The sequence below is a fragment of the Streptococcus oralis subsp. oralis genome, assembly GCF_000960035.1.
GTDB lineage: Bacteria > Bacillota > Bacilli > Lactobacillales > Streptococcaceae > Streptococcus > Streptococcus oralis_G.
On sequence record NZ_JYGR01000005.1, the window covers coordinates 822,213 to 848,475 of the forward strand.

A 26,263-nucleotide genomic window follows, 5' to 3' on the forward strand; every position below is an offset into this window, starting at 1 on the left:
TTATCTTAACTTTTTAAATCACATGATCAAGCGATGCCATCGTTTAAATTCCATCATCATCCTCCTCATAGAAAAAGTCCTCACACAAAAAACTTGTGTGAGGACGTCGATGCGCGGTGCCACCTCAATTATAGGGAATATCCCTATCGCTCTTTCTCGCAATAACGAGTTGCACTGTAAGGTGTGCTCACCGAATTTTTATGATTTCAAATTCTTAAGTACATTCAGCCCAATTTCCATCACTTTCATCTATCTGTTTCCACCAACCACAGACTCTCTAAAAAACTTCAATGATTACTTTCTGAATGTTTAAATTATATCATTTTTCAACTACTTGTCAAGACTATTTTTAGAATTTTTTAAACAATTCAAAAACTTCCCTTGTAAAAAGAGGAAGTTTGTAGAATATCAGCCAGAATTACGTAAACCGGTTGCAATTCCGTTAATAGTTGTATGGATCAGTTTTTCTTCGTCAGCTGACAATTCGCCGCGACGTTGACGTTTGATCAACTCCAACTGGATGTAGTTCAGGATATTAAAGTAAGGCATACGATAGTTTAGACTGTCTTTTAGATAAGAGTTTTCTGCTAAGAGTTCGTCATAGCCTTCGATAGCTAAAATAACATCCTTAGTCAATTGCCATTCATCTAAAATAGTGTAGTAGATAGCTTGTACTTCTTCGTCTTCACAGAGCTTGGCATATTCAAAAGCAATGTTCATATTAGACTTAGACAAGACCATGTCTACATTAGAAAGCAAAGATTGGAAGAAAGGCCAGTTTTGGTACATGTCTCGAAGAAACTCGATATTCTTTGGATCTTGATCAATAAACTCTTTAAAGCTTGATCCCACTCCATACCATCCAGGGAACATAACACGGCTTTGTGACCATGAGAAGACCCAAGGAATGGCACGCAAACCACCGATTTCTGTAATGGTCTTACGAGCGGCTGGACGCGAACCGATATTAAAGCTTGAAATAGCCTTAATTGGACTGGACTCAAAGAAATAGTCATAGAAATGTTCATTTCCAAAGACCAAATCACGGTAGATATCGTAGCTGTAATCCACTACTTGGTCCATAATCGCTTCGTAACGGTTTGATGTGTTGGTATCACTCTTCTTCTTGGTAATCATACGGTTAATGGCTGCAGAAACTAGCATTTCAAGGTTATAATAGGCAGCGTCTTTGTTTCCGTATTTGTTTCCAATCACTTCTCCTTGCTCAGTCAAACGGATACGGTCCTTAATAGACTTGAGTGGTTGAGATGTGATGGCTTCATAAGTTGGTCCACCACCACGACCCACAGTACCACCACGACCATGGAAGAAAGTAACCTTAACGCCAAATTCATCCCCAATAGCAGTTAATTGTTGTTGCGCCTTATAGAGGGTCCAACACGATGACAGGTAACCACCGTCTTTGTTACTATCGGAGTAGCCAAGCATGATTTCTTGATAGTTGTCTTTTGAAGCAATCCATTTTTTAGCCAAAGGAAGTGAGAAATATCTTCTCATGGTTTCTTCTGAGTGATCCAAGTCCTCGATCGTTTCAAAGAGGGGAACAATCTGAACGCGGGCTTTTTGGGCATCCACCAATCCTACCTCCTTGAGCATGATTGCTAGTTCTAGCATATCGGATACACTTGTCGCATGTGAGATAATGGTTTGACGAATAACGTTTTCACCCAGTTTATCCTTCAACTTGCGCGCAGCTTTAAAGATAGACAGTTCCTTCTCAAGAAGTTCTGACTTTTCAGCATGAGTTGCTGAGAGGATACGAGGGTCTTCTTCCAACTCTTTTAATAGGAGGGCGCATTTTTCATCTTCAGACAGATCGCTATAGTGGTCGTTGATTCCTGCGGATGCTAACAATTCTGCCACACAAGCTTCATGAACACTAGAATCTTGGCGCATATCAATAGAAGCAAGATAGAAACCAAAGATTTCGACAGCTTGCATCAACTCGACAAATTCTCCAGAAATCAGGTATTCCCCTTTGTTTTCAAGGAGAGAATCGCGAATGGCCAACAAATCTTGATAGAATTCATCTGCAGTGGCATATCTAGGCTGAAGGTCCTTGTCTTCAATCAAATAAGCCTTGGTTGCCTGCATCTTAGCTTGGATGTCAAAGAGGGCACGACGATAGAGTTCTTTTTCACGGTAAATGGAGTTATCCTGTGACTTCAGCGCCATCTCACGGACCTTGTCGCTGACATTCACAATGCTGGTTGACAGTGAAAATTCACGATAAAGATTATAAATCTTTTCATCATAGTAGTTCATGATGACTTCGCACTGAGTCAAGGCTGATTTGTTGAGGGTTTCAGCAGTTACGAAAGGATTTCCATCACGGTCTCCTCCGATCCACATCCCCATAGTAATCGGTTTTGGATGTTGGAGCTCGATACCTTGTTCTTTAGCTAGTTTCTTATACTCAGCCGTTAAACGTGGAACAGCATTCAGGAAAGAACTTTGGTAGTACTCCATCACGTTGGTGATTTCGTTGGTTACCTTCAATTTCTTCTCGCGAATCATGTCCGTTTGCATGATAATCTCAATATAACGACGGAGATCCGTGTGCCATTTTTCTTTGTTAATCAAGCCTAGTTTGACATCACGGTACTTACGCAAAAGAGTATGGATGTGATTGGTCAAATCCAACATACTCTTACGTTGAACCTGAGTCGGATGGGCAGTCAGAACAGGCACAACATTCAGCTGCTCCAAAATGGTAGCTGCATTTTCTTTTTCAGCCACCATTTTAATGGTTGTAGATAATTTCCCTAGATAGTCTTGGTCAATATTATTTTGGTGATTGATCTCATAAGCCAAATCCACATCCTCAGAGATATTGATCAAGAGTGGAAGGATTGAGAAATAGCGAGAAATGTAAATCATTTCTTCATTCGAAAGACTGGTCACTAGGTCATTTAGCCCTTGATAATTCTCGCTAGTTGATAATTCCTTCAACTGGATAATCTTTTCAAAGGTTTCTGGCGCCAGCATATTTTTTGTGATATCTTCTAATAGCTCCGTCAGAATCAAGACTTCTTCTTGGACGACTGCTTTATTACTATAGTTTTCTAATTTTTGAAGAGACATATACTTTCCTTTCCATTCAATCCTTACAGATTTTCATCGGTTTGATTTTCGTATTCTCTGATAAGTTTGGCACGTTTTTCACTGGCATCAATGTTCAGTACAAGCGCGATGGCTACGGATAATACTAGGAGACTGTTCCCACCTTGTGAAAGGAAGGGGAAGGTTACCCCTGTAGAAGGAATCAACCCTGAAATCCCACCTATATTGACAAAGACCTGAACAAGGATCATCCCTCCGACGCCAATAGCAACCATAGAGTTAAAGGGGTCCTTTGCTCGAATACCAACCAAGATGATTCGCAAAATCAAGAAGAAGAGTAAAGCCAAAATCATACTGGCTCCAACAAATCCAAACTCCTCGATGACAATCGAAAAGACGAAATCCGTATGGGCTTCTGGCAGATAACCACGTTTCTCAATGGAATTTCCTAATCCAAGTCCGAACCAGCCACCATTTACCATTGCATAGTAAGAATTTGCGAGCTGGTGTCCTGCACCCGCCAAGTCATTAAAGGGATTAAAGAAGGCACTAAAACGTTTAGCAACGTAACCAAATACAGGAATTTGAGAGAACTTTTCAACCCCAACAAAGCGAATGACAGACAAGACTAACATTGAGCTCCCTGCCAAGAGAGCCAAAATGGTCGAGAACCAACGATAGGCGATCCCACTAACCGTATACATGATGAGCGCCACCAAGACCAAGATGGTCGCATTTCCCAAGTCTGGGAAAATCCCCAAACTACCAATCAGAACCAGCAGAACAAAACGCCAGTCATTAAAAGCTCGAGGCAGCCACTGATTCTGTGTCAAAACCTGGAAGTCATAAACCGCAATCTCATCTTGTTGTTTTGAAAATCGATGTGCCAGGTACCAGATGATGATAATCTTAAGGTACTCAGCAGGCTGAATCGTTACAGGTCCTACAGAGATCCATCCGTATGCTCCATTGACAGGTGTTCCGACCAGTCGCGCCAGAGCTAAAAGAACCATCTCCACAATCATTACGATAAAGATGAGACGACCGTTTCTTAGGAAACCTAATTTTAATTTATAGATTAAGGCAATCAGAATCAAACTAGCTATCCAGAAGATCCCCTGGTTACGCACCAATTGAAAGGCGCTTTTTCCTTCTTCAATCAAGGTTGCACTCGTTGTCGAGTACACCACAATCAGCCCCAAAATCGATAAAAGGAAGTAAGGAATCAAAATGGAATAGTTTAGTAGGTGCCTTTTACTAATTTTCATATTTCACCACTCTAATAGGAACAGACGCTTCTGTTCCCAATTCCGTTTTATTTTCTAGTTTTGATTGCTATTATACCACTTTTTCAGAAAGAAAAAAACTCTTATCCTTTAATCCTTCGAATTTTACTCATTTTCTCGTATCAGGTATAAAAAAACAAATCTCTTTTGAGATTTGTTTTTTGCTTTCTTAGTTAGATGAAGAGCTACTACTTGAGCTTGAGTCACCACCACCGATGTATTGGGTGAAAATGTTTTGGAAGGCTTGATCCTTAACCTTGATGTTTGCTGCTTGCAATTCTTTACCAATTACTCCTTGAACAAAGGCTGAATCATTTTGTTTTTGAGTCAAGATGATGGTCTTCAATTTTTCTTTGTAATCCTCTATATTAGAAGATTTTTCTGTTTTCTTCGTTACTTTGATGATGTAGAACTGACTGCTGTAGGCTTGTGTTCCAGTAGCTGTAATCACATCAGAAACCCCGTTCACATCCAAGGCAAAGGCTGCTTTCTTGACTTGTTCTGGAAGTTCTGTTGAAGCAGAGTCAAAAGTGATTTCTCCACCATTTTCTTTTGTTTTGTCGTCGTTAGAGTTGTCTTTTGCCAACTGAGCAAAATCTGCACCTTCTGCTTTAGCTTTCTCAAGTACTTCTTTTGCCTTGTCTTCATTATCCAAACGGATGATTTGAGCTGTTACATCTGGTGTGTAAGACTCAAAAGCTTTTTGGTAGGCTTCGTCTGTCAACTCACTCTCTGCAGCCTTCTTAACCGCTAATTCAACCAATTTGCTGGTACGGATTTGAGCTTTACGAGTCTCAGGTGTCATACCTGCACGTTGAAGCACGCTGTTGTAGCTATCGCCGTATTTCTTTTGTTCTTCAGCAACGGCGTCATCCACATCTTTATCCGTTACCTCTGATCCATATTGTTGTTCAAATACTTTTTGGATGGTCATATTGAGCAAGACTTGTTGCGCAGTTGGATTGTTCTTTACTTCTTCAAAGAATTGATGCTCTGTAATCACATCGCCCTTCATGCTGATCAAATCTTTTCCTTCAGAACTGTTTGAACAAGCTGCAAGTGTTGCTACTGATAAAAGTGTGATGGCTCCTGCCATAAGTTTTTTCTTCATTTTTACTCCTTTTACGGTAAGTGTTACCTTATCTATTTTACTATAATTTCTTAAATTTTTCTGAAAATCATTCGCTCTCAGGAAGCTCTACTTCTGCTAGATTTTTTCTTAGCATGAGAATGCCGTCTCCAAGTGGAACTAGAGTTGCTGTTAGACCTGGATTGTCCAAAGTTGCGTCGAAAAGTCTTTGCAAACCACGGTAAATGGTGCGTTGACCTCGGCGGACTTCCATGATGTCCTTGGCAACATCTCCTCCTTGGAAAATATCATCCAAGACCACCACTCCACCGACTTCCAAATGTTTAAGGATTTCAGGCAGAAAGACGATATACTTTGACTTGGCCGAATCCATAAAGACAAAATCATATGTTTCTGTCAAAGTAGATAAAACATCAACAGCATCACCTTCAAGTAAGGTGATTTGCTTACGACTGTCAAACTGGGCAAAGTTTTCCTTGGCAAAGCCAATCATCTCAGGATTACGGTCAATGGTTGTAATCTTAGCATCTGGCGCATGTTCCGCCATCAGGAGGGCAGAAAAGCCAATTGCCGTTCCAATCTCCAAAATGTTCTCAGGTTGCATAGTTTCCATGAGAAAACGGAAGTAGGCAACTGTTTCATGGGGAATAATGGGAATGTTTTCCTTGCGAGCGAAGGTCTCCAATTCTTTTAAGGAACCTGTCACCTGCTTTTGACGCTGGCGCATGAGTTCTACGATTTCTTCCTTGACGACGGGACGACGCATGTTATGGTTGGCATTTTTACTATAAGACTCTACCATCTTAAGCTAGTCCCAATTTTTCAACAAGGGCTTCAAACTCGTTCAAGCGGCGTTCAAAGACTGCAAAGGCATCGTTGAGATAGTCTTCTTTTTCCATATCCACTCCCGCTTTTCTCATGACATTGAGCGGATAGTCTGACTTACCTGCCCTGAGGTAGTCTATATAGCGGTCACGGTCTTCTTGACTACCATGGACAATCTTCTCAGCCAAGGCTGAAGCAGCTGCAAAACCAGTTGAATACTGATAAACATAGTAGTTATAGTAGAAATGTGGAATGCGTGCCCACTCGTATTGGATCTGAGGATTGTCTTCCTTGCTGAGTCCATAGTACTCTTGGTTCAGGTCAGCGTAGAGCTTATTGAGGAAATCACTTGTCAAGACTTCTCCATTTTGGTCTGCTTGGTGGATGGCGTGTTCAAACTCAGCGAATTGAGTTTGACGGAAGACTGTTCCACGGAAACCGTCTAGGAAGTTATTGAGAATAGCAAAGCGAGTTGCATCGTCTTCTACTTCTTCCAACAATTTCTCTGTCAAGATATTTTCGTTTGTGGTTGAGGCAATCTCCGCCAAGAAGATAGAGTAATCCCCGTAAACATAAGGCTGGGTTTCACGAGTATAGCTTGAGTGCATACTGTGACCTGTTTCATGGACAAGGGTAAAGAGATTGTCTAGATTGTCCTGCCAGTTGAGAAGCATAAAGGCATTGGTATCGTAAGAACCACCAGAGTAGGCACCAGAACGCTTGCCTTGGTTTTCATAGACATCAATCCAACGCTCACTGAAGGCACGTTTAACACGGCTCAAGTAGTCGTCACCTAAAACTGCCAAAGCTTCTTCTGCCTTTTTCAAGGCTTCTTCGTAGGTAAAGCTATAATCTACTGACGAAAGTGGTGTGTAGACATCGTACATCTTGAGGTCGGAAATACCTAAGATTTTAGAACGAAGTTCTAGGTAACGATGCAAGAGTGGCAAATGCTTGCGAACTGCTGCTACTAGATTGTCATAGACACTTTCTGGAACAAAGTTTGCTGCGAGGGCTGCATGGCGAGCACTCTTATAGTTGCGAACTTTTGCTCGGTAGTTTTGCACCTTAACATTTGTCTGCAAGGTCTTAGCATAAGTATGTTGGAATTGCTCGTAAGTCGCATAAAGGGCTTCATAGGCACCACGACGCACTTCACGGTTTTTAGACTCCATCAAACGGATGTAAGTACCGTGTGAGAGTTGCACTTCATTGCCTTCGTCATCAAGCACGTATGGGAAGCTAATATCCGCATTGTCCAAAATAGCGAAGGTTTCACTAGCAGAACCAAAGATTTCTCCTGCTCCAGCAAGCAATTCTTCCTCACGTTGCGAAAGAACATGGTCTTTCTTTTGCAAGAGCTTGTCAAAAAAGTGCTTGTAAACTTGGAGTTTTGGTTGAGCTTCTAGGAAGGCCGCATACTGCTCTTCGCTAATCTCCATAAACTCAGGTTCATAGAATGAAAAGGCTTGTTCTAACTGACTGTATAGGGTCATTGCCTTGGCATAGTACTCTTGATACTTGGTCTCACGCGTGTCCTGGTCATTTTTCATATGCGCATAGACATAAAGCTTTTCAACTTGGCGTTCCAAGTCGAGTGAGAATTCTGTGATCTCAAGCAAACTGTCTGCGCTGTCCAAGAGATGTCCCTCATACTGGGCTGCTGTTTGTACTTTTTCAGTTAAATCTTTCAAGGCTTCTTCCCAAGCCTGGTCTGTTGGGTAGATTGTCGAAAGATCCCATGTATCTTTTTCATTTATTTCATGTCGTTGTAATACCATAAGATTCCTCCATCCTTTCTATTTTACCACATTTTTTGAGAAATATAAGTGATAAAAGGCTGGTGGATAGAGCTTTTGGCGATTATTTTTCGGATTTTTTTGATAGTAGGCCTGAAAATTTCTATAATAGCTAGCCAAATCCGTTTCAATCTGCAAAAAATCTCCTGACTCTATCGGTCTGACCTGGGGATACCAGTCATCCAGTTGACGGTTTAATAGATTGTCTCCTCGTTGATAAGCCTCCTCCTGTTTTTTCATCCAGTAAGGGTTTTGGTAGTACAACTGTTGGCGAATGTAGTGACAGATAGTGGAATCTTGCACAACTGCAAAACGAGGCAGTTTTTGTTTCTGATAAGGAAATCGTAGAATTTCCAAGAGATTTCCTTTTCCATAGGGAAATTCTTTGACCTGAAAATGAAGCTTGCCACGTAGATCCTGATGCAGAAGATATTTGAGTCTCAAAATTTTCCTTTTGAGATCCAGTTCCCAAACAAAGAAACCCATATTTTGACTAAAATAGAGAAAGCCCCTTTGCAGTTGTGTTAATCGCTCCTTTAACCAGAGTTTTTCTCCCAGTAGCCAGATAACCTGATAGCCCTGGCTGCGGTATCCTTGGCTTCTATCGCCTAAAAGCTTTTGAGACAAGGGGCTGCACTGAACCTCCAGTGCTAATTTTTCATTGACGAGAACATCTGCTATCTGCTGAATCTCGGGCAGACTATATTCTAAGGCGACCTGATTGTCTTTCTTGGCCCAGTGATAAAGGCCCTCTTTGTTGCCCAAGTGTTCTGGACTTTCATTCTCAAAAATGGCCATACAATCCCTTAACCTTTCATGGGCAAAGTGCGTTCGAATGCTCTGTCCTTGGCGTAATCGTAGTCCGCCTCCACAGGCTGGACAAGTATAAGCTTGCTTGGTCACATCATTTTCGAGGGCATTCACAAAATTCCCCTTGGCATCTCTGGCTACAAACATGGGCTACCTCCTTTTCTCATTTATTCGAAAAAGAAGCAAAAAAGACTGGAATTCCAGCCTTTCATATTACTTTTCTACCTTTTAAACCTCTTAGAGTATTTTTTCAGCATGGGAATGAGATTGGAAATCTGCTCACTTCTAATGACCAGCACGCCGTATTCCTGGCAGCGATTGGCATAAGCTGGATTGATTTTTCCCGTACAAACAATCAACTTGAGGCAACTCTCTCCAGCAAAATGATTGGCGTAGACTTCTAGTTCGTTGATGGCTTCAACTGATAAATCTGTCATTTTGCAGGAGATGAAGGTAATCGAGCGGCCCTTTCTCAGAATAACATCAATCTCATTTTGGACATTATCCGCCTCTGGAAAGATGCCATTCCAATCAATCTCACCACCTATCATGCACTCATCAAACAGCTGAGATTCAAGCGCCAAGAGATAGAGATATACCTCTAAAATATGCCCCTTGTTGCGACAAAAGACCTGAGCTTCTTGACTTGGAAAGCTGTAGGCTACTCGTTTCTTGTCTTCGCTTTCCATACAAAGCATCCCCGCTTCCACAAGTAAAGGGATGAGGGATTCTGGATAGTGATAATACTTGCCATTGTTTTCCAGTATTTTTTCGGTCTCAGCATGCAGGTCATTGGTCTTAGCTAGAGAGAAAAATTGGGTCACTTGATACCAGTGGGCAGGATTGGCAATGGCAGAGCTGGCTAGCTTTTTGATGGCTGCAATCTGCTGAGCTGAGTGGATAGGGCGTTTGGATTTGAGGATTTTTCCACCACGCAAGGCTATCAGCTGTTGGATGCTTAGGGTTGGAATGTCCATGTCTTCTTTTTCTAACTGACCGGCTACCCACTTGTATTGTTTTCCTCGCTCGACATCCATGGCAACGATGGGGAGGTGGTGATCTAAGCCGTATTGATAGAGAGATAGGGCGAGTAGCGAATCCCCACCAAAAACATCAAGAAGAACCTGGTCATAGCTTGCTAGACAATAATCTAACTGATCCGCTAGTTGTTCTAAGGTTAGCTGACGAAAGGTCACTCGTTGAATATGAGGCACCTCTTCCATAATGAACTGACGGAGAGAGAGTTTCTCTTCATTGCTTATTTTTGTCAAAGATAGAAAAAGAATCTCATCACAATCACTGATAAAGGCTTGGTAGACATTCTTTTCCAATACATGCCGATCATACAGCTCCACTAAAAGACTCGTCATTCGACCACCTCCATCATAAAGACTTTCTTGCGCTGAGAGTATCAGCAATACAACTCTAATGCTCAGATTTCCTACTTCTAGTATAGCATAAAATCCTGCTCTCCCCAATCAACCAACGCAAACAAAAACGAATAGAGACCTTGCAAAGTGGTTTCTATTCGCTGGTATGGGTTTGGTTTACTTGACTTTTTTAGCTAGCATAGTCGCAAAGCGTAGTTGAATGCGATTACCATTTTCATCACGACGGTGCAGATGTCCTGGGTTTTCATTGTACTTGACCAATTCCCAATCCTTGTAGTAGTCCGCCAACTCTCCTTCTTTAAAGGTAAATGGAAAGTTAACCGAGCAAGGATAATCCTCCGTATCCATGGCACAGACGATAAGGTTATAGCCACCGACCGTAGTGTGCTCCTGCATATTTTGGATAATAGCTGGAATACGGTCCGCTTGTAGGAACATCAGAACAACTGTCGATACGATGAAATCATAGTCTTGGCTAATGCCGGCTGAATTGATATCGTATAGTCCTACAGGCATGTCTAGATCCTCTTGCTCTACGATGCTTTGCAAGATTTCAAGGGACAATTCATTTTGATCCACAGCTGTCACATCAAAACCATTCTGTGCAAGAAAGAGAGAGTTACGGCCTTGACCACAGCCTAAATCCAAGGCTCTTCCTGGTTTCACCGTTTGCATAGCCTCTAGGACCTCTGAATGGACTGGATTGGTCTGGTATTTCTTAGGGAAATAATCCTCAGGTTTACAATAAAATTCCAAGTACCACTCTACATCGTCTGTTGCAGCCTCTACTCGGTGCCAGGCTTGCGGTTGCGCCATGGGATTGTCAGCTCCTGCCTCAAAGAGGTGCTCAGCTAGAACCTCACCATCTTCAGTCAATTCAATAAACTTGAGTGCCCCCTTCAAGACAGTAATTTTTCCCCAAGTGCCGACTTTAGTATTGTGCTTTTGCTGAACTGCTTCAGGCATGGTCTGTTTATTCCACAAGGGCATCCGTTTATAGGCAATTAGTTTTTCCATTTTACTTCCTCTTCTTAACGCTGGTTGACAGCTTTCATCACACGCGCGATGTCGCGGTTTTGTTCACGTCGCTTGATCGACTCCCGTTTGTCATAGTCATGTTTCCCTTTAGCAAGTCCTAAAAGGAGTTTGGCGTAGCCATCTTTAATATAGACTTTAAGGGGAACAAGGGTCATTCCTGTCCCTTTGGTCTCTTGTTCCAATTTTTGAATTTGCTTCTTATGGAGCAGGAGTTTACGACGACGTTCAGGTTCCTGGTTCCAGATATTGCCCTCTTCGTAAGGGGCGATATGGACATTGCTCAGCCAGACTTCCCCATTTTTTACTTGGGCAAAGCCGTCCTTGAGATTGATTCGAGCTGCTCGAACGCTCTTAATTTCAGTTCCAGTCAGGACCATCCCTGCCTCTAGCGTATCTACGATTGTATAGTCGTGGTGCGCTTTTTTATTTTGTGCGACGACCTTTCCCTCGCCCTTTGCCATGTTTGGCTCCTTTCTTAGCTACTTCCTTATAAAAAGGTTTCTTGCCTTTTTTCTTTTTATCTTTTTGTGAATGCTTGTGCTTATCATTTGAGCGTCCTGATTTTCTCTTGTCTTCCTTCTTATCCGAACGACGACTTGAACCACGACCCCTGTCTCTGCGACCAGCTTGTTTCAAGCCTTTTTCGATGACATCAAACTCACTTGGAACATAAGAGAAATCAATCTCACCTGTCATCTTATCCGCTCTTTCAACGCGAATGCAAATTTGTTGCCCTACACGGAAGGTTATTCCTGACTTCTCTCCACGAAGAGTCAAATCCCTCTCATTGAAATGATAAAATTCAGGTAAATTAGTGATATGGATTAACCCTTCAACTGTATTTGGCAGTTCGACAAAGAGACCGAACTTGACAATGCTGGATACAACCGCATCGTACTCTTCGCCCACGTGTTCTTCCATGTACTCAGCCTTTTTCATAGCTTCGACTTCACGCTCAGCCTCGATGGCACGGCGCTCACGGTTGGAAGACTGGGTCGCAATCTCTGGAATAACTTGTTCAAAATGCTCTGCTATTTCCTTAGAACGACCATAGTCCCGAATCATTCGGTGCACCAAGAGGTCTGGATAACGGCGAATGGGGCTGGTAAAGTGAGTGTAATAGTTAGCAGCAAGTCCGTAGTGACCGTGATTGTGCTCTGAATAGCGAGCCTGTTGCATGGAACGGAGAAGCATCATGGATAATACATCCGCATAGGGTTCTCCCTCAACCGCACGCATGATGTCTTGAAGCGCCTCCTGGCTAATCTCACTGGCAGTCCCATAAATCCGTAAACCAAAGCTCGAAGCATAGTCAATAAACTTCTGAACTTTTTCAGCCTTGGGCTCCTCGTGAATCCGATAAATGAAAGGGAGGTCCAGCTTGCTAAAGTGTTCTGCAACTGTTTCGTTGGCAATCAACATGAAGGACTCGATCATCCGTTCAGCAACGCCGCGTTGACGGAGGACAATATCCACAGGCTTGCCTTTTTTATCCACCAAAATCTTAGCTTCGCTGGTATCAAAATTCAGGGCACCACGTTTCTCACGCATGTTTTCTAGCGTTTCGTGAAGCTTGGCCATGAGCTCGATACTAGGAACAATTTTCTTAAACTCTTGTCTCTTCTCCTCGTCACCTGCTAGGATATCGTTAACAGCGCTATAGGTCATACGAAAACTAGTCTTGATGACTGTTTGGGTAATGGTGTAGTTGACTACACGACCATGTTTATCAATTTCCATAATGGCAGACTGGGTCAAGCGATCGACTTGAGGATTGAGCGAGCAGATACCATTTGACAGACGCTCTGGAAGCATTGGAACCACTCGATCTGTTACATAGACAGAAGTCGCGCGGTTAAGGGCTTCCTTGTCAAGGGCAGAGCCCTCAGTCACATAGTAGGAAACATCCGCGATGTGAACTCCGAGTTCCATATTGCCATTTTTCAAAGGCTTGATGTGAACTGCATCGTCCAAGTCCTTGGCATCCGCGCCGTCAATGGTAAAAGTAAGCTCATCTCTTAAATCAAGACGCCCTTCCATATCCTGTTGAGATGGCGCATCCGGTACTTTCTCTGCCTCTTTGAGAACAGCCTCTGGAAATTCTGAGACAATATCCATGGACTCCAAGACTTCAAGGACATCAATTCCCGCATCAGTAGAGTGTCCTACTACATCCAGTACAGATGCGACAAAGAAATCGTGTTTTCTACTTGGGTATTTGTCGATAAAGACCTTGAGAACCTCTGTCCCTTCAAGTTTGAGGGCTGGTTTCTTCACATAAATCGGTTGGCTGATTTTCTGATTCTTTGAACGAATGTAGCCAGCATACTTAGGTTTTTCCTGATCCAGAACGATTTGGCCTACAACTGTCGTCAGGCTGTGTTCTAAGATATCAATAATTTTAGCTTCTGCTGCCGTTCCCTTGTTACGATCAGCAACTTTCTTGATGACCACCTCAACGGTATCGCCATCAATGGCATAGTTGACATCGTTTTTTCCTACAAAAAGATCGTCCTCTTCGCCTTCCAGGCTGACAAAGCCAAAGCCATTTTTATGGGCATGAAAAACCCCTTTGAGGGTGATTTCATGTTTCTTCTTCTGGTCCAAGGTGAGGCTGCCATCTTCTCCAAATCGAATCTGGTGCTTCCTTTCCATCAGAGACAGGGTTTTAATCAACTCACGGAAATCCTTGGACCCATCCTTTCCGAGAGCCTGAGCTAGGTCATTTACCGTCACTCGCCCCTTCTCTTGCAAATATTCTTTAATTTTATCTTTCATGTTTTCTTTCTAGATTTTTATAATTTTTTTGATTGATAACTTTGTAAGTGTCGTTAAAAATAAAAATAGGCTAAGACCTAGTCTCGCCCATTTCTTATCTACTTGATAATACCGTCAATGCTAAGGCAATGGCTAGCCAGAAAAAGACTAAAATACCTGTCAAACGTTGCATCACAGCTTCAAAACCACGCGCTTTACTACGTTCAAACAAATCACCTGAGCTGGCATCAAATACATTGCTGGATTGGTTCTTGGTTGGTTGCATGAAAATCGCAATCACAATCACAACAGATAATACTAATAAAATGGTTAATAATAGGTTATACATATCAAACTCCTTAAAATCCCTATTATTTTACCATAAATTCTACTTAGATTCAAGATGTAAAGTTACTTTTCTTTCCTTTGGACAATATTTTAGAACTTCAATCTTGTCTGGATGGGTTTTTGAGTTCTTACTAGTTAGATAATTCATGCTACCACAAGAGGAGCATTTGAGATTAATTTTTACTCGCACGAGATTTCCTTTACTTTTAATAATGATCTAAATTGAACTAAGTTACATAAACAACTAAAAGCCACACAAGCAGCCGTCGCATAAAAAACAGAGTGGTAGCCACATTGCCCCGCGACTGCTGAACCAGTCATAGGGCCAACAACACCTCCAAGGTAGAAAAAGACTTGGTTAAAGGCAAAAATCCTTGAAATGCCAGCTTTGGGAGTCATTTTACTAAGCAAGGCATTGATACCTGGTATCAGAGCGCCCGTTCCTAAACCAAAGAGAAAACGATACAAACCGAGTTCAAGAGGACTGGTCGCACTGGCACAAAGAAGGTAGATGAGAACTGAATACATCTGTGCAACTATCAAAAGTCGATGATTCCCTAGCTTATCACCAAGCTTTCCCATCACTCCAGCGCTCATCATACTAGAAAATCCCATACTAGATACAATCAAGCCTGAGACGAAGAGGAGATTTTCGTTCTGCCCTAAGTCCCGCACATAGAGAGCCAGAATGGGACCAATGGATTGAGCTGAAAATTGTATGACAAAGGTAGTCAAAAATAAACTAATCAAAAGATGAGAGTGCTTGATTGAAGCGAACAATTCCTTTGTTGGTATTGCTTTCTCCTTAGCTATTGGCTGAAAATCCTCCTTGATAAAGAAAATGGTTAAGAGTGCAGCTAAAAACAAGAAGCCACCAATCAACAGAAAAACATTTCGAATACCAAAAATTTCAGCAACCAGGCCCCCAACAAAGGGGCCCGTTAGAGTTCCAGCTACTACTCCCGTTGATAAAGTTCCCAAAGCATAGCCAGACTTATCCTTAGGAACTTGACTGGCTATTAAAGCCGTCGCATTTGGTACGAAACCTGTAAATACACCATTTAGTAATCTAAGAAAGATTAGCCAATAGATATTCTGCACGAAGGCCAAACCTCCCATTGTGATAGTCATGGCAAGGCCTGCTCGAATCATCATGGGTTTTCGACCGTACTTGTCAGCAAGAATTCCCCAGATCGGAGAAACTAAAGCTGCGGAGACAGCTGAAACAGAAATGGCTAATCCAGCATAGAAAGCAACTTGATCCTGCTCTATTCCCAACTGCTCCACAAAGATAGGCATAAAAGGGACGACTAAGGATATACTGGCCCCAGTTAGAAAACTACCAAACCAGGCGACACGAAGATTCTCTTTCCAACTAATCTCTTGCACAGCTATCGCCTCCTTCAAGTAACTTGACTACTTGACTTACAAGCTGATCACGACTGCCATTGTTATCTAGTATACGACTCGCCAATTTTGTCTTTTCTTCTAAAGACCACTGGGCGGAAAGACGAGACTCGGCGACTTCCTTAGAAAGATGATCCCGTTTCATAAAACGTTCCACCTGAACATCTCGATCCACATAGACCAGCCACGTTTCATCAAACCAGTTGGCATATCCCTGTTCAAAAAGTAGGGGAATATCCATGAAAAAAATCGCTTCTGTCTGGGCTAACTGGTCACGCAATGCTGCCAGTTCCTCACGAATAATCTCCCCTTGGGTTTGCTTAGACCATTCCCGCTCTTCAGGATTTGAAAATATGAGACTAGCTAGGAGAGGACGATTGAGTTCTCCATTTTCTAAGATGATTTTCTGTCCAAAGTGCTGGACTAAGACCTGATAAAGGCGACCCCCAGGTTTTTGTAGATCATGGACGACTGCGTCGGCATCCACCACTTGAAAACCTTTCTGTCTCAAAAAATTTGTCACAGTTGATTTACCAGAGGCAATTCCTCCTGTGATTCCAATGATTTTCCCCATCAGTCCCTCCTTTGACACTGAGGACAAAAATGAGTTCCCCTTCCACCGAGCTGAAATTTCTCAATGATGGTGCCACAGCGTGAACATGCCTGACCAGTCTTATCATAGACCTGATGAAAATCCTGCATGGTCCCGTCTTCCCCAAAGGCATTGGTATAGGTGCGAATGGTCGAGCCACCTTTTTCGACTGCCTGTCCCAAAACAGCAATGGTCTGGTCATGAATAGCTGACGCTTCTTCTGCCGTCAAAGTCTGGGAAGGTCTAGCTGGATGGACCTGAGCTCGCCAGAGGACCTCATCCACATAGATATTGCCAAGACCAGCGACCAAGGTTTGGTCTAGGAGATGGGATTTGATAGGCTTTTTAGACTTGGCTAGGGCAGCTTGAAAGACCTGCAAATCAAAGTCCTGCTCTATTGGCTCAGGCCCTAATTTTTTAGAAACAAAGTAGGCTTCCAATAGGTCGGGGGCCAGCAGTTCCATGGTACCAAACTTGCGTACATCCTCATAAACAAGCGTGCCTCCATCTTCGAACTCAATGAAAACATGGGCATGCTTGCGTTCAGGAACCTGATCCGGATAGTAAAAATACTTTCCCTCCATTCGCAGATGGGAAATCAAGACCTTGTCTGTTAGATAGAAAAGCAAATATTTGCCACGGCGTCCCATGGACTCAATTACTTGGCCAGGCACTTCCTTTCGAAACTCGTCCAAATCTGTCTTGATCATCTTAGGATAAGCAATCTCTATATTAGAAATCTTCTTTCCCAAAATCAATTTTTCTAAGCCACGTCGAACGGTTTCAACCTCAGGTAATTCAGGCATAAATCCTCCTTCTGTAAAAACAAGAAGCAGGCATGAGCCCACCTCTACTTAGTATTCTTTTTCATTATAGCCAAAATCAGCCAAATCTAGCTTTTTATCTCGCCAGTTTTTCTTAACCTTGACCCAAGTTTCTAGGAAAACCTTATCCCCTAGCATGAGTTCGATATCACGACGGGCCATAGTCCCAATTTTCTTGAGCATAGCGCCACCTTTTCCGATGATAATGCCTTTTTGGCTATCTCGCTCCACCATGATGGTTGCACGGATGTGAACCTTGTCTGTCTCTTCATCCCGTTTCATAGAGTCAACCACTACAGCAACTGAGTGTGGAATCTCTTCACGTGTCAAATGAAGAACCTTCTCACGAATCATTTCTGAAACCAAGAAGCGCTCTGGGTGGTCTGTAATTTGATCAGCAGGGAAATATTGAAAACCTTCTTCTAAATTCTCACTGAGAATATCAATTAAACGTGAGACATTATTTCCCTGAAGAGCTGAAATGGGTACAATCTCTTTGAAGTCCATTTGATTACGGAAATCATCGATTTGTGCCAAAAGTTGATCCGGATGAACCTTATCAATTTTATTAACTACTAAAATTACGGGAACTTTTGCAGCTTTAAGACGTTCGATAATCATATCGTCACCCTTGCCACGTGGCTCATCAGCTGGCACCATGAATAGAACAGTATCCACTTCACGCAGAGTACTGTAGGCAGATTCCACCATGAAATCTCCAAGAGCCGTCTTAGGCTTGTGAATCCCAGGTGTGTCGATAAAGACGATTTGCTCCTTATCCGTGGTGTAAATCCCCATGATTTTATTGCGCGTTGTTTGCGCCTTATCACTCATGATAGCAATCTTTTGCCCCATGACGTGATTCAAAAATGTTGACTTCCCAACATTGGGACGTCCTAAAATGGCTACAAAGCCTGATTTAAATGTCATATTTTCCTCTTATCGTTTAAAATAGTAAATCCCAAATGCGTGGGAGAAAGATAAGTGCACCAATCATCGCAGCAAGAAGGGAAACCACAAGTACGGCTCCTGCCGCCATGTCCTTGGCTTTCTTTGCCAACATAGAAAAGTGATAGTGACTGGCTAGATCCACCACATTTTCGATAGCAGAATTAATAATTTCAAACGCTACCACCAAGAAAATGCTCATTAGGAGAAAGAGCCATTCGATCCGTGACACCTGAAAAACAAAACCTGCAAGGATGACCACTAGAGCCGTCACTGCATGCTTTCGCATATTGCGTTCTTCCTTGATGGCAGTCAGAATGCCTGTCAGGGCAAATTCTAAACTAGAAATCAGGTCACGATTTTTCCATTTTCGTTTATTGTCTTGTGAGTCCATAGGCTGTTAAAATTTCTTCTTGTAAACCGAACATCTCCGCTTCTTCTTGCGGAGTGTAGTGATCGTAGCCGTTGATATGTAAAAAGCCGTGTACTGCCAAGAAGCCCATCTCACGCTCAAAGCTGTGACCGTATTCCTCAGCCTGCTCATGAGCCTTATCGATAGAGATGAAAAGTTCCCCAATATAGGCATCAAACTCAGACATCATCTCTGCCAATTCAGGATTTTCAAGCAGATCTTCCTCATCAAAGGAAATGTCCAATTCCGGTTTATATTCAAGGCTGATGACATCTGTCGGACGATCCGTATCACGGTACTCGAGGTTGAGTTCGTGACTACGCTCATTGGTCACAAAAGTGACTGCCATCTCCTTGTCTTCTTTTCCTATTTTTTGGGCTGCAAATTCCAAAATTTCTTGGGTTTGTTGCAAGATTTCTTGTGAAACTTGACCAGTTTCATCTACCATTTCAATATACATGTACTTCTCGATTCTCTTTACTTGGCTTTATTATACCATATTTCCATGATTTTATTCTACCTTTTTGATATAATACTATGGAATACAATCACAAGGAGAGAACGATGTCATTTGACGGATTTTTTTTACACCACATGGTTGAGGAATTGCGAAGAGAGTTAGTCAATGGTCGCATCCAGAAAATCAATCAACCTTTTGAACAAGAATTGGTCTTGCAAATCCGCAGCAATCGCCAAAGCCATCGCCTGCTCCTTTCAGCTCATCCCGTTTTTGGACGCATTCAGCTGACCCAAACGACCTTTGAAAATCCAGCCCAACCTTCTACCTTTATCATGGTTTTGAGGAAGTATTTGCAGGGTGCCCTGATTGAGTCCATTGAGCAAGTCGAAAACGACCGTATCGTGGAGATCACGGTTTCCAATAAAAACGAGATTGGGGATCATATCCAGGCGACTCTCATTATCGAAATCATGGGCAAACACAGCAATATTCTCCTCGTGGATAAAAGTAGCCATAAAATCCTCGAAGTCATCAAACACGTTGGTTTTTCACAAAACAGCTACCGCACCTTGCTCCCCGGATCGACCTATATCGCTCCCCCAAGTACCGAATCTCTCAATCCTTTTACAGCCAAGGATGAGAAACTCTTTGAAATCCTGCAAACACAGGAATTAACAACTAAAAATCTTCAAAGTCTCTTTCAAGGTCTGGGACGCGATACAGCAAATGAATTGGAAAGCATTCTTGTCAGTGATAAACTGTCTACTTTCCGAAACTTCTTCGGGCAAGAAACCAAGCCTTTCCTAACGAAGACTTCTTTCAGCCCAGTTCCTTTTGCAAATCAGGTGGGAGAGCCTTTTACCAGTCTTTCTGACTTGCTGGACATCTACTATAAGGACAAGGCAGAGCGCGATCGCGTCAAACAGCAAGCCAGTGAACTTATTCGCCGTGTTGAAAATGAACTTCAGAAAAATCGCCACAAACTCAAAAAACAAGAAAAAGAGTTACTGGCGACAGACAATGCTGAGGAATTTCGTCAAAAGGGCGAGTTGCTGACAACCTTCCTCCACCAAGTACCCAATGACCAAGATCAGGTTGTCTTGGACAACTACTACACCAACCAGCCTATTACGATTGCGCTTGATAAGGCCTTGACTCCCAGTCAGAATGCCCAGCGCTATTTTAAACGTTACCAGAAACTCAAAGAAGCTGTCAAATACCTGACTGAACTGATTGAAGAAACCAAGGCCACCATTCTTTATCTAGAAAGTGTCGAGACTGTGCTCAATCAAGCAGGGCTGGAGGAAATCGCTGAAATCCGTGAAGAATTGATCCAAACAGGCTTTATCCGTAGAAGACAGCGAGAGAAAATCCACAAGCGCAAAAAACCAGAACAATATCTGGCGAGCGATGGCAAGACCATCATCTATGTCGGACGCAATAACCTGCAAAACGAGGAACTAACCTTTAAAATGGCTCGCAAGGAGGAACTTTGGTTCCATGCCAAGGACATCCCTGGAAGCCATGTCGTCATCTCAGGAAATCTTAATCCTTCTGACGAAGTTAAGACAGATGCAGCGGAGCTAGCTGCCTACTTCTCCAAGGGACGTCTGTCAAATCTCGTGCAGGTTGATATGATAGAAGTCAAAAAACTCAACAAACCAACTGGTGGCAAACCCGGCTTTGTGACCTATACAGGACAAAAGACCCTTCGTGTCACACCAGACCCAGAAAAAATCGCATCCATGAAAAAATCCTGATTTCAAATGAAATCAGGATTTTCTTTTACATTTTACTCTGTAATCAAGGTTTCCAAACCAACCTTCATCATATTTGTGAAGGTGTTTTGATTTTCTCAGCCAGTTTTTAATAACTCTCAAAGAGCGATATAGTGGTCAGTAAATGAGATAGTTTTCTCTTTCAAGTAACAAGATTTTGTTGCTATCTTCTAAAATTCTTTTATTGTCTCAATTTCGAAAAGACTTTCCCAATCTTGCATTCAATGACCAATGTAGCTTGGCTGTCTTGTGGAATACTGGTTTTATTGATAACAACCAGATTTGTCCCAGAAAAATAGTTTACTAGGCTAGCTGCAGGATAAACAACCAAGGAAGTCCCACCAATAATCAGCAAGTCTGCTTGCCGAATAGCTTGTGCAGCTTGGCTAAAGACATCCATATCAAGTGATTCTTCATACAAGGTCACGTCAGGCTTGACCACCTTACCACAGTCTAAGCAGTGGGGAACAGGTCCCTCGAGGGCCAGAAAGGCAGTTAAGTCATAGAAACGATGACAACCTAGGCAGTAATTTCGGTCCGCACTCCCATGCAATTTAAAGACCTTCTGGGAGCCAGCCATTTCATAAAGACTATCGATATTTTGTGTCACAACAGCCTTTAGCTTACCTGTCTTTTCCAAAGCAGCTAGATAAGTATGAGCAGCATTAGGCTTGGCTTCTGGATAAATCAGGTATCTTTTATAGAAGTCAAAAAAATCTTCTGGATAGCGCTCAAACATGGTCCGAGAAACAAGTTCTTCTGCCGTAAAATGACGGCCTAACTGATGACTATAAACTCCATCTGAACTACGAAAATCTGGGATATTAGACTCGGTTGACACTCCTGCTCCTCCGAAAAAGACTATTCTGTGGCTTTTATCAATCAAGTCTTGTAATTGTTCTATTTTATCCATCCTATTCTCCTTGTATTTTACACTCTAAAAAAGTTGAAAACCAATCGCTCCAAGCAATCTGATTTTCAACTCTTTCTTTATCATTGCTAAGATATTGAAAATAAAACACTTACAACAGTTCTTGTAACTAATGTAATTGAAAATCTATTCTCTGATTACTCTGCAATCAAGGTTTCCAATCCGACCTTCATCATATCAGTGAAGGTATTTTGGCGTTCTTCTGCAGTAGTGTCTTCATCTGGATTGACCAAGCTATCAGAAATAGTCATGATTGCAAGAGCATCAACGTGGTGTTGGGCAGCAAGATAGTAAAGAGCTGCTGCTTCCATTTCCACAGCTTTAACTCCCCATTTACCAAGCTCGATGTTCTTTTCAAAGTAGTTTGAGTAAAAGACATCTGATGACAAAACATTCCCAACGTGGGTTGTCATACCAAGTTCTTTGGCGATATGGTAGGCCTTGTCCAGCAAATCAAAACTAGCGATTTGTGGGAAATCGTACTGTGGCCAGTCGTTGCGGATGATGTTTGAGTTGGTTGCAGCTGCTTGCGCCAAAACCAATTCACGGACATGAACATCCTCGTTTAACGAACCCGCAGTTCCCACACGGATCAATTTCTTTACACCGTAGTCCACAATCAACTCACGCGCATAAATCGAAATGGATGGCATCCCCATCCCAGTTCCCATGACCGATACACGGTGACCCTTGTAAGTACCAGTGTAACCAAACATGTTACGCACTTCGTTAAAACAAACAGCATCTTCAAGGAAGTTTTCCGCAATAAATTTCGCACGAAGAGGATCCCCAGGAAGAAGAATTTTATCAGCAATTTCACCCTGCTGAGCAGCAATATGGATAGACATAATATAAGATACCAAACCCGTCAAAAAGCGAAGGGAAAATAGGAGTTGGGCGCAGTGAGCGATGCTCGCTAGACCAACTATCTTTTTCCCACTGCTTTTAGGGTGGGTTCAATTCCTTTCTTTCTTAATTTTGATAATAAATAGGAGAATAGCTCGGGTTCAATTCAAAACCAAACTACCCTACCTTTCAATGTTTTAGAAAAGTTTTCCGCTCGTGTTCAAATTAGAACACTTCACTCTACCTTTCTATAATAAGTATTCATTACAATTCAGCAAGAATCGCTTTAAGCAAGCCTTTGAAGTCGCCTTTGACACGTTCCGTTACTTCCACAACCTCTTCGTGGTTGAGTTCTTCTTGGAAACCAGCAGCGTGGTTAGTGATACATGAAATTCCTAGAACTTTCAAGCCTGAGTGGGCTGCCACAATCACTTCAGGAACAGTGGACATACCAACTGCATCTGCTCCCAATGTCTTATAGGCACGGATTTCTGCTGGAGTTTCATAAGTCGGACCTGTTACACCAATATAGACACCTTCATCAAGCTTGATACCAAGTTTCTTAGCCACTTCATGGGCAGTAGCACGGTATTCCGGTGTGTAGGCTTTAGACATATCAGGGAAACGTGGACCAAAATCATCCAAGTTTTCACCCATCAATGGATTTTGACCCGTCATGTTGATATGGTCTGAGATAGCCATCAAGGTACCAGGACCGAAACCAATACCGCCAGCTGCATTGGTTACAATGACACCTTCACAACCGAGGACTTTCATTACACGTACTGGGAAAGTCACGACCTCAAGAGGATTGCCTTCATAGAAATGGAAGCGTCCTTGAAGAGCCAAGACCTTGCGGCCTGAAAGGTCACCATATACCAATTTCCCAGCGTGACCGACTACTGTCGAACGGCCCCAGTTTGGGATATCTGCATAGTCTACTACAACTGGATTTTCGATTTCTTCTGCCAATTCTCCAAGTCCTGATCCAAGGATTAGACCGAACTCAGGCGCTTGGATTCCCTTGTCTTTCAGGAAAGCAGCTGTTTCCTTGATTTTATCTAAAAATGTCATTGTGTATCTCCTTTATTATTTTTTAACATTTGACCGATTTTGTCAAAGGTTTTTGCATTGCGAATGGTGATGTGGCAATAAAAAGGCATCTTGAGCAAGTGCTTGTGATAGGCAGTTGCATAGTAGGATTCTTCAGAAAATTTCCCCAAAAAAATCCCAAGTCTTCCAAAATGAACCACTTCATCTTTTAGTTCCAAACTTTCAACTTTCTCAATGACTTGAGCCACATCCAATCCCTCAGTGTAAAAGAGAACATCCTTTCGTGCCAAATCTTTGGTCCACCATTCAGGTAGATTTTCAATTTCCGCTTCAAAGTCCTCAAGACTCAGCAAAGAAAAGCTCTGAATAAATGGATAATGGATTTCAAAGAAAGCCTCTAACTTTTCAACCAATTGGGCTTTGTCATCTGTCGAAGTAAAGAAAATATTGCCACTGTTGATGTAGGTTTCAACTTTTTCCAGTCCCAACTCTGTCAGTTCTTGACGAAGTTGCGCCATAACAACCTTATTCTTCCCACCGACATTAATGCCCCTTACCAGTAAAGCATAGCGCGTCATCTTATACCAATTTATCTAAGAAACTTTCACCAATCATGGCAGTTTCCACACCAAAGTTATCCGCAACTGTCGCTGAGATATCTGCAAAATGTCCAACTGGAATGACACCATTTCCCTTAAAGCTAGGGCTGTAAGCTAAAAGTGGAATATATTCACGAGTGTGGTCTGTTCCTGCATAGGTTGGGTCATTTCCATGGTCAGCAGTAATCAAGAGAAGGTCATCCTCTCTCATAGCTGCGATAATTTCAGGCAAGCGTTCATCAAACTCATGCAAGCAATCACGGTAACCATGAGCATTGCGGCGGTGGCCGTAAAGGGCATCAAAGTCCACCAAGTTTGTGAAGGAGAATCCTTTTTCAAATTCAGCAAGTCCCATTGTCTTCAATAGTGTATCAATTCCGTGGCTGTTTGACTTGTTGTGGCCCATGTCATGATTGATACCCGCGCCGTTAAAGATATCGTTGATTTTACCAACAGCATAAGTATCGATGCCAGCGTCATTCAATTTATCCAAAACAGTTGGTGCAAATGGGGAAACGGCCAAGTCACGACGATTTGCTGTGCGAGTGAAGTTACCTGGTTCACCAACATACGGACGGGCAATGATACGACCTAGAAGGGCAGGACGTTCAAGTGTAATCGAACGAGCGTATTCACAGATACGGTACAATTCATCCAAAGGAATGATGTCTTCGTGGGCAGCAATTTGCAAAACAGGGTCAGCTGAAGTATAGATAATCAACTCCCCAGTTTCCATTTGACGTGGTCCGAAATCATCGATAACAGCTGTACCTGAGTAAGGTTTGTTGGCTTCACGAATGACCTTACGTCCTGAAAATTCTTCGATCTTTGTCAGGATTTCTTCTGGGAATCCGTTCCAGAAAGTATCGAAAGGCTCGGTAATGTTGAGTCCCATGATTTCCCAGTGACCAGTCATGGTGTCCTTACCTAGAGATACTTCTTCCAATTTTGTTGCATAACCTGTTGGATTACTTTCAGCTGGTACAGTCTTTAGAGGAGTTTCACGTGGAATATTTCCTAGACCGATTTTAGCCATATTTGGCACATTCAAACCAACTGTTTTGGAAATGTGTCCTAGTGTGTCAGAAGCTCCATCTGGAACCCCTGCATTGACAAAGTTATTGGCATCTGGTGCAGCACCGATTCCCACAGAATCCAGTACCACCAAGTGAATACGATTAAATTTTGACATAGTCTGTCTCCTTATTTTTTTGATTAGTTTGCTTTTGTTGAAGTTAGAATCTGAACACCATCTCGTCCCGCTACGATGACCTTATCCACCATTTGGTTGAACAAGCCATGCTCTACGACACCAACGACATGGTCCAATTCTTGTCCGAAAGTAATCGGATCTTCAATGACATCCAAGGCTAGGTCAATGATAAAGTTCTGCATATCGGTCACAAAACGTTGGCCGTCTTTTTCACGGAAACTTGGTTTGTAGCCAGCTCGCTCAAACCGACGAAAGACCTGTTCTGCACCATACTGAATCACTTCTACTGGCAATTTAAAAGCACCTAGTTTCTCTACTAGTTTGCTTTCATCTACCACCCAAATGTATTCTTTTGAGGGCGTTGCCACAACCTTCTCCATCAGAAGGGCACCACCTCCGCCTTTGATCCCATTGAACTGGCTATCTACTTCATCCGCCCCGTCAACCGTCACATCGACAAAGTCTACTTGATCAATCGACTTGAGCGGGATGTTAAGTCCTTCAGCCTGTTTACTAGTCACACTGGAAGTTGTCACAGCAGTAATCTGCAAACCTTCTTCCTTGATCCGACGACCTACTTCTTCTACGAAATAGTAGGCAGTTGATCCAGTACCGAGTCCAACAACCATACCATCCTTGACAAACTCAGCAGCCTTGATACCTGCCATCTTTTTCAGATTCTCCACTTAAACACCTCCATTAAAGAGCTACTTTTATTATAACATGTATCCGTTTTTATTTCATGAATACACTTGAAAAACCCGAACATTTT

At 42.5% G+C, this 26,263-nt stretch carries 25 protein-coding genes and 1 other annotated feature; of the genes, 1 reads left to right on the forward strand and 24 read right to left on the reverse strand.

The features are described 5' to 3' along the window. Positions 1-96 precede the first annotated feature (96 nt). Positions 97-313: a binding site (T-box leader), on the reverse strand. Positions 314-408: 95 nt separating this feature from the next. The 18 genes from ppc to ybeY form a co-directional block, all read right to left on the reverse strand. Next, complete coding sequence (ppc, locus tag TZ92_RS07265) at positions 409-3,105, reverse strand: phosphoenolpyruvate carboxylase (protein ID WP_033629879.1); 2,697 nt, start codon at positions 3,103-3,105, stop codon at positions 409-411. 23 nt (positions 3,106-3,128) lie between these two features. Beyond that, positions 3,129-4,352 carry a cell division peptidoglycan polymerase FtsW gene (ftsW, locus tag TZ92_RS07270; protein WP_000703342.1) on the reverse strand — a complete coding sequence of 408 codons (1,224 nt, stop codon included), beginning with the start codon at positions 4,350-4,352 and terminating at the stop codon, positions 3,129-3,131. 187 nt (positions 4,353-4,539) lie between these two features. Next, positions 4,540-5,481 carry a peptidylprolyl isomerase PrsA gene (gene prsA, locus TZ92_RS07275; RefSeq protein ID WP_000728080.1) on the reverse strand — a complete coding sequence of 314 codons (942 nt, stop codon included), beginning with the start codon at positions 5,479-5,481 and terminating at the stop codon, positions 4,540-4,542. Positions 5,482-5,548: 67 nt separating this feature from the next. Next, positions 5,549-6,262: an O-methyltransferase gene (locus TZ92_RS07280; RefSeq protein ID WP_080702645.1), complete on the reverse strand. Its 714-nt coding sequence runs from the start codon at positions 6,260-6,262 to the stop codon at positions 5,549-5,551. Position 6,263: 1 nt separating this feature from the next. After that, positions 6,264-8,066, reverse strand: a complete 1,803-nt coding sequence (pepF, locus tag TZ92_RS07285; RefSeq protein WP_033629880.1) for an oligoendopeptidase F — start codon at positions 8,064-8,066, stop codon at positions 6,264-6,266. 18 nt (positions 8,067-8,084) lie between these two features. Then, a complete protein-coding gene (locus TZ92_RS07290; RefSeq protein WP_033629881.1) occupies positions 8,085-9,041 on the reverse strand; it encodes a competence protein CoiA in 957 nt (318 codons plus the stop codon). Positions 9,042-9,115: 74 nt separating this feature from the next. Then, complete coding sequence (locus TZ92_RS07295; protein ID WP_033629882.1) at positions 9,116-10,264, reverse strand: PDDEXK family nuclease; 1,149 nt, start codon at positions 10,262-10,264, stop codon at positions 9,116-9,118. Between the two features lie 177 nt (positions 10,265-10,441). Further along, on the reverse strand, positions 10,442-11,302 hold the full coding sequence (gene tehB, locus TZ92_RS07300) for an SAM-dependent methyltransferase TehB (RefSeq protein WP_033629883.1): 861 nt from the start codon (positions 11,300-11,302) through the stop codon (positions 10,442-10,444). Between the two features lie 14 nt (positions 11,303-11,316). Next, positions 11,317-11,784 (reverse strand): SsrA-binding protein SmpB, encoded by a 468-nt coding sequence (smpB, locus tag TZ92_RS07305; protein ID WP_001051742.1) that lies wholly within the window; start codon positions 11,782-11,784, stop codon positions 11,317-11,319. After that, the gene (gene rnr, locus TZ92_RS07310) at positions 11,747-14,101 is read right to left on the reverse strand and encodes a ribonuclease R (RefSeq protein WP_033629884.1); all 2,355 of its coding nucleotides are present in this window, start codon (positions 14,099-14,101) and stop codon (positions 11,747-11,749) included. The genes smpB and rnr overlap by 38 nt, the downstream gene beginning before the upstream one ends. 94 nt (positions 14,102-14,195) lie before the next feature. Next, on the reverse strand, positions 14,196-14,429 hold the full coding sequence (gene secG / locus TZ92_RS07315; RefSeq protein ID WP_000282517.1) for a preprotein translocase subunit SecG: 234 nt from the start codon (positions 14,427-14,429) through the stop codon (positions 14,196-14,198). A 39-nt stretch (positions 14,430-14,468) separates the two neighbouring features. Next, complete coding sequence (gene rpmG, locus TZ92_RS07320; protein WP_007519517.1) at positions 14,469-14,618, reverse strand: 50S ribosomal protein L33; 150 nt, start codon at positions 14,616-14,618, stop codon at positions 14,469-14,471. Next, positions 14,609-15,817: a multidrug efflux MFS transporter PmrA gene (gene pmrA, locus TZ92_RS07325; protein WP_033629886.1), complete on the reverse strand. Its 1,209-nt coding sequence runs from the start codon at positions 15,815-15,817 to the stop codon at positions 14,609-14,611. Before pmrA ends, rpmG begins: the two co-directional genes overlap by 10 nt. Then, the gene (gene coaE, locus TZ92_RS07330; protein ID WP_033629887.1) at positions 15,804-16,409 is read right to left on the reverse strand and encodes a dephospho-CoA kinase; all 606 of its coding nucleotides are present in this window, start codon (positions 16,407-16,409) and stop codon (positions 15,804-15,806) included. The genes pmrA and coaE overlap by 14 nt, the downstream gene beginning before the upstream one ends. Continuing rightward, positions 16,409-17,233, reverse strand: coding sequence for a DNA-formamidopyrimidine glycosylase (mutM, locus tag TZ92_RS07335; protein ID WP_033629888.1), 825 nt, complete (start codon positions 17,231-17,233; stop codon positions 16,409-16,411). Before mutM ends, coaE begins: the two co-directional genes overlap by 1 nt. Before the next feature lie 48 nt (positions 17,234-17,281). Beyond that, positions 17,282-18,181: a GTPase Era gene (era, locus tag TZ92_RS07340; RefSeq protein WP_000143274.1), complete on the reverse strand. Its 900-nt coding sequence runs from the start codon at positions 18,179-18,181 to the stop codon at positions 17,282-17,284. A gap of 16 nt (positions 18,182-18,197) precedes the next feature. Further along, the gene (locus TZ92_RS07345) at positions 18,198-18,593 is read right to left on the reverse strand and encodes a diacylglycerol kinase family protein (protein ID WP_033629889.1); all 396 of its coding nucleotides are present in this window, start codon (positions 18,591-18,593) and stop codon (positions 18,198-18,200) included. After that, positions 18,574-19,071, reverse strand: a complete 498-nt coding sequence (gene ybeY, locus TZ92_RS07350) for an rRNA maturation RNase YbeY (RefSeq protein WP_033629890.1) — start codon at positions 19,069-19,071, stop codon at positions 18,574-18,576. Before ybeY ends, TZ92_RS07345 begins: the two co-directional genes overlap by 20 nt. A 104-nt stretch (positions 19,072-19,175) precedes the next feature. On the opposite strand from ybeY, the gene pavA reads away from it, so the two are divergent. Next, positions 19,176-20,831 (forward strand): Rqc2 family fibronectin-binding protein PavA, encoded by a 1,656-nt coding sequence (pavA, locus tag TZ92_RS07355; protein ID WP_033629891.1) that lies wholly within the window; start codon positions 19,176-19,178, stop codon positions 20,829-20,831. Between the two features lie 199 nt (positions 20,832-21,030). Here the strand turns inward: pavA and TZ92_RS07360 are convergent, their stop codons facing one another. From TZ92_RS07360 to rpiA, 6 genes are all read right to left on the reverse strand, one after another. Next, the gene (locus tag TZ92_RS07360; RefSeq protein WP_033629892.1) at positions 21,031-21,762 is read right to left on the reverse strand and encodes an NAD-dependent protein deacylase; all 732 of its coding nucleotides are present in this window, start codon (positions 21,760-21,762) and stop codon (positions 21,031-21,033) included. A gap of 155 nt (positions 21,763-21,917) precedes the next feature. Then, on the reverse strand, positions 21,918-22,628 hold the full coding sequence (deoD, locus tag TZ92_RS07365) for a purine-nucleoside phosphorylase (protein ID WP_000022091.1): 711 nt from the start codon (positions 22,626-22,628) through the stop codon (positions 21,918-21,920). A gap of 262 nt (positions 22,629-22,890) precedes the next feature. Next, a complete protein-coding gene (locus tag TZ92_RS07370; protein ID WP_033629894.1) occupies positions 22,891-23,700 on the reverse strand; it encodes a purine-nucleoside phosphorylase in 810 nt (269 codons plus the stop codon). Continuing rightward, on the reverse strand, positions 23,697-24,257 hold the full coding sequence (locus TZ92_RS07375) for a DUF1697 domain-containing protein (protein ID WP_033629895.1): 561 nt from the start codon (positions 24,255-24,257) through the stop codon (positions 23,697-23,699). Before TZ92_RS07375 ends, TZ92_RS07370 begins: the two co-directional genes overlap by 4 nt. A 1-nt stretch (position 24,258) precedes the next feature. Next, positions 24,259-25,470: a phosphopentomutase gene (locus TZ92_RS07380; protein ID WP_033629896.1), complete on the reverse strand. Its 1,212-nt coding sequence runs from the start codon at positions 25,468-25,470 to the stop codon at positions 24,259-24,261. A 23-nt stretch (positions 25,471-25,493) separates the two neighbouring features. After that, a complete protein-coding gene (gene rpiA, locus TZ92_RS07385) occupies positions 25,494-26,177 on the reverse strand; it encodes a ribose-5-phosphate isomerase RpiA (protein WP_033629897.1) in 684 nt (227 codons plus the stop codon). Positions 26,178-26,263 lie beyond the last annotated feature (86 nt).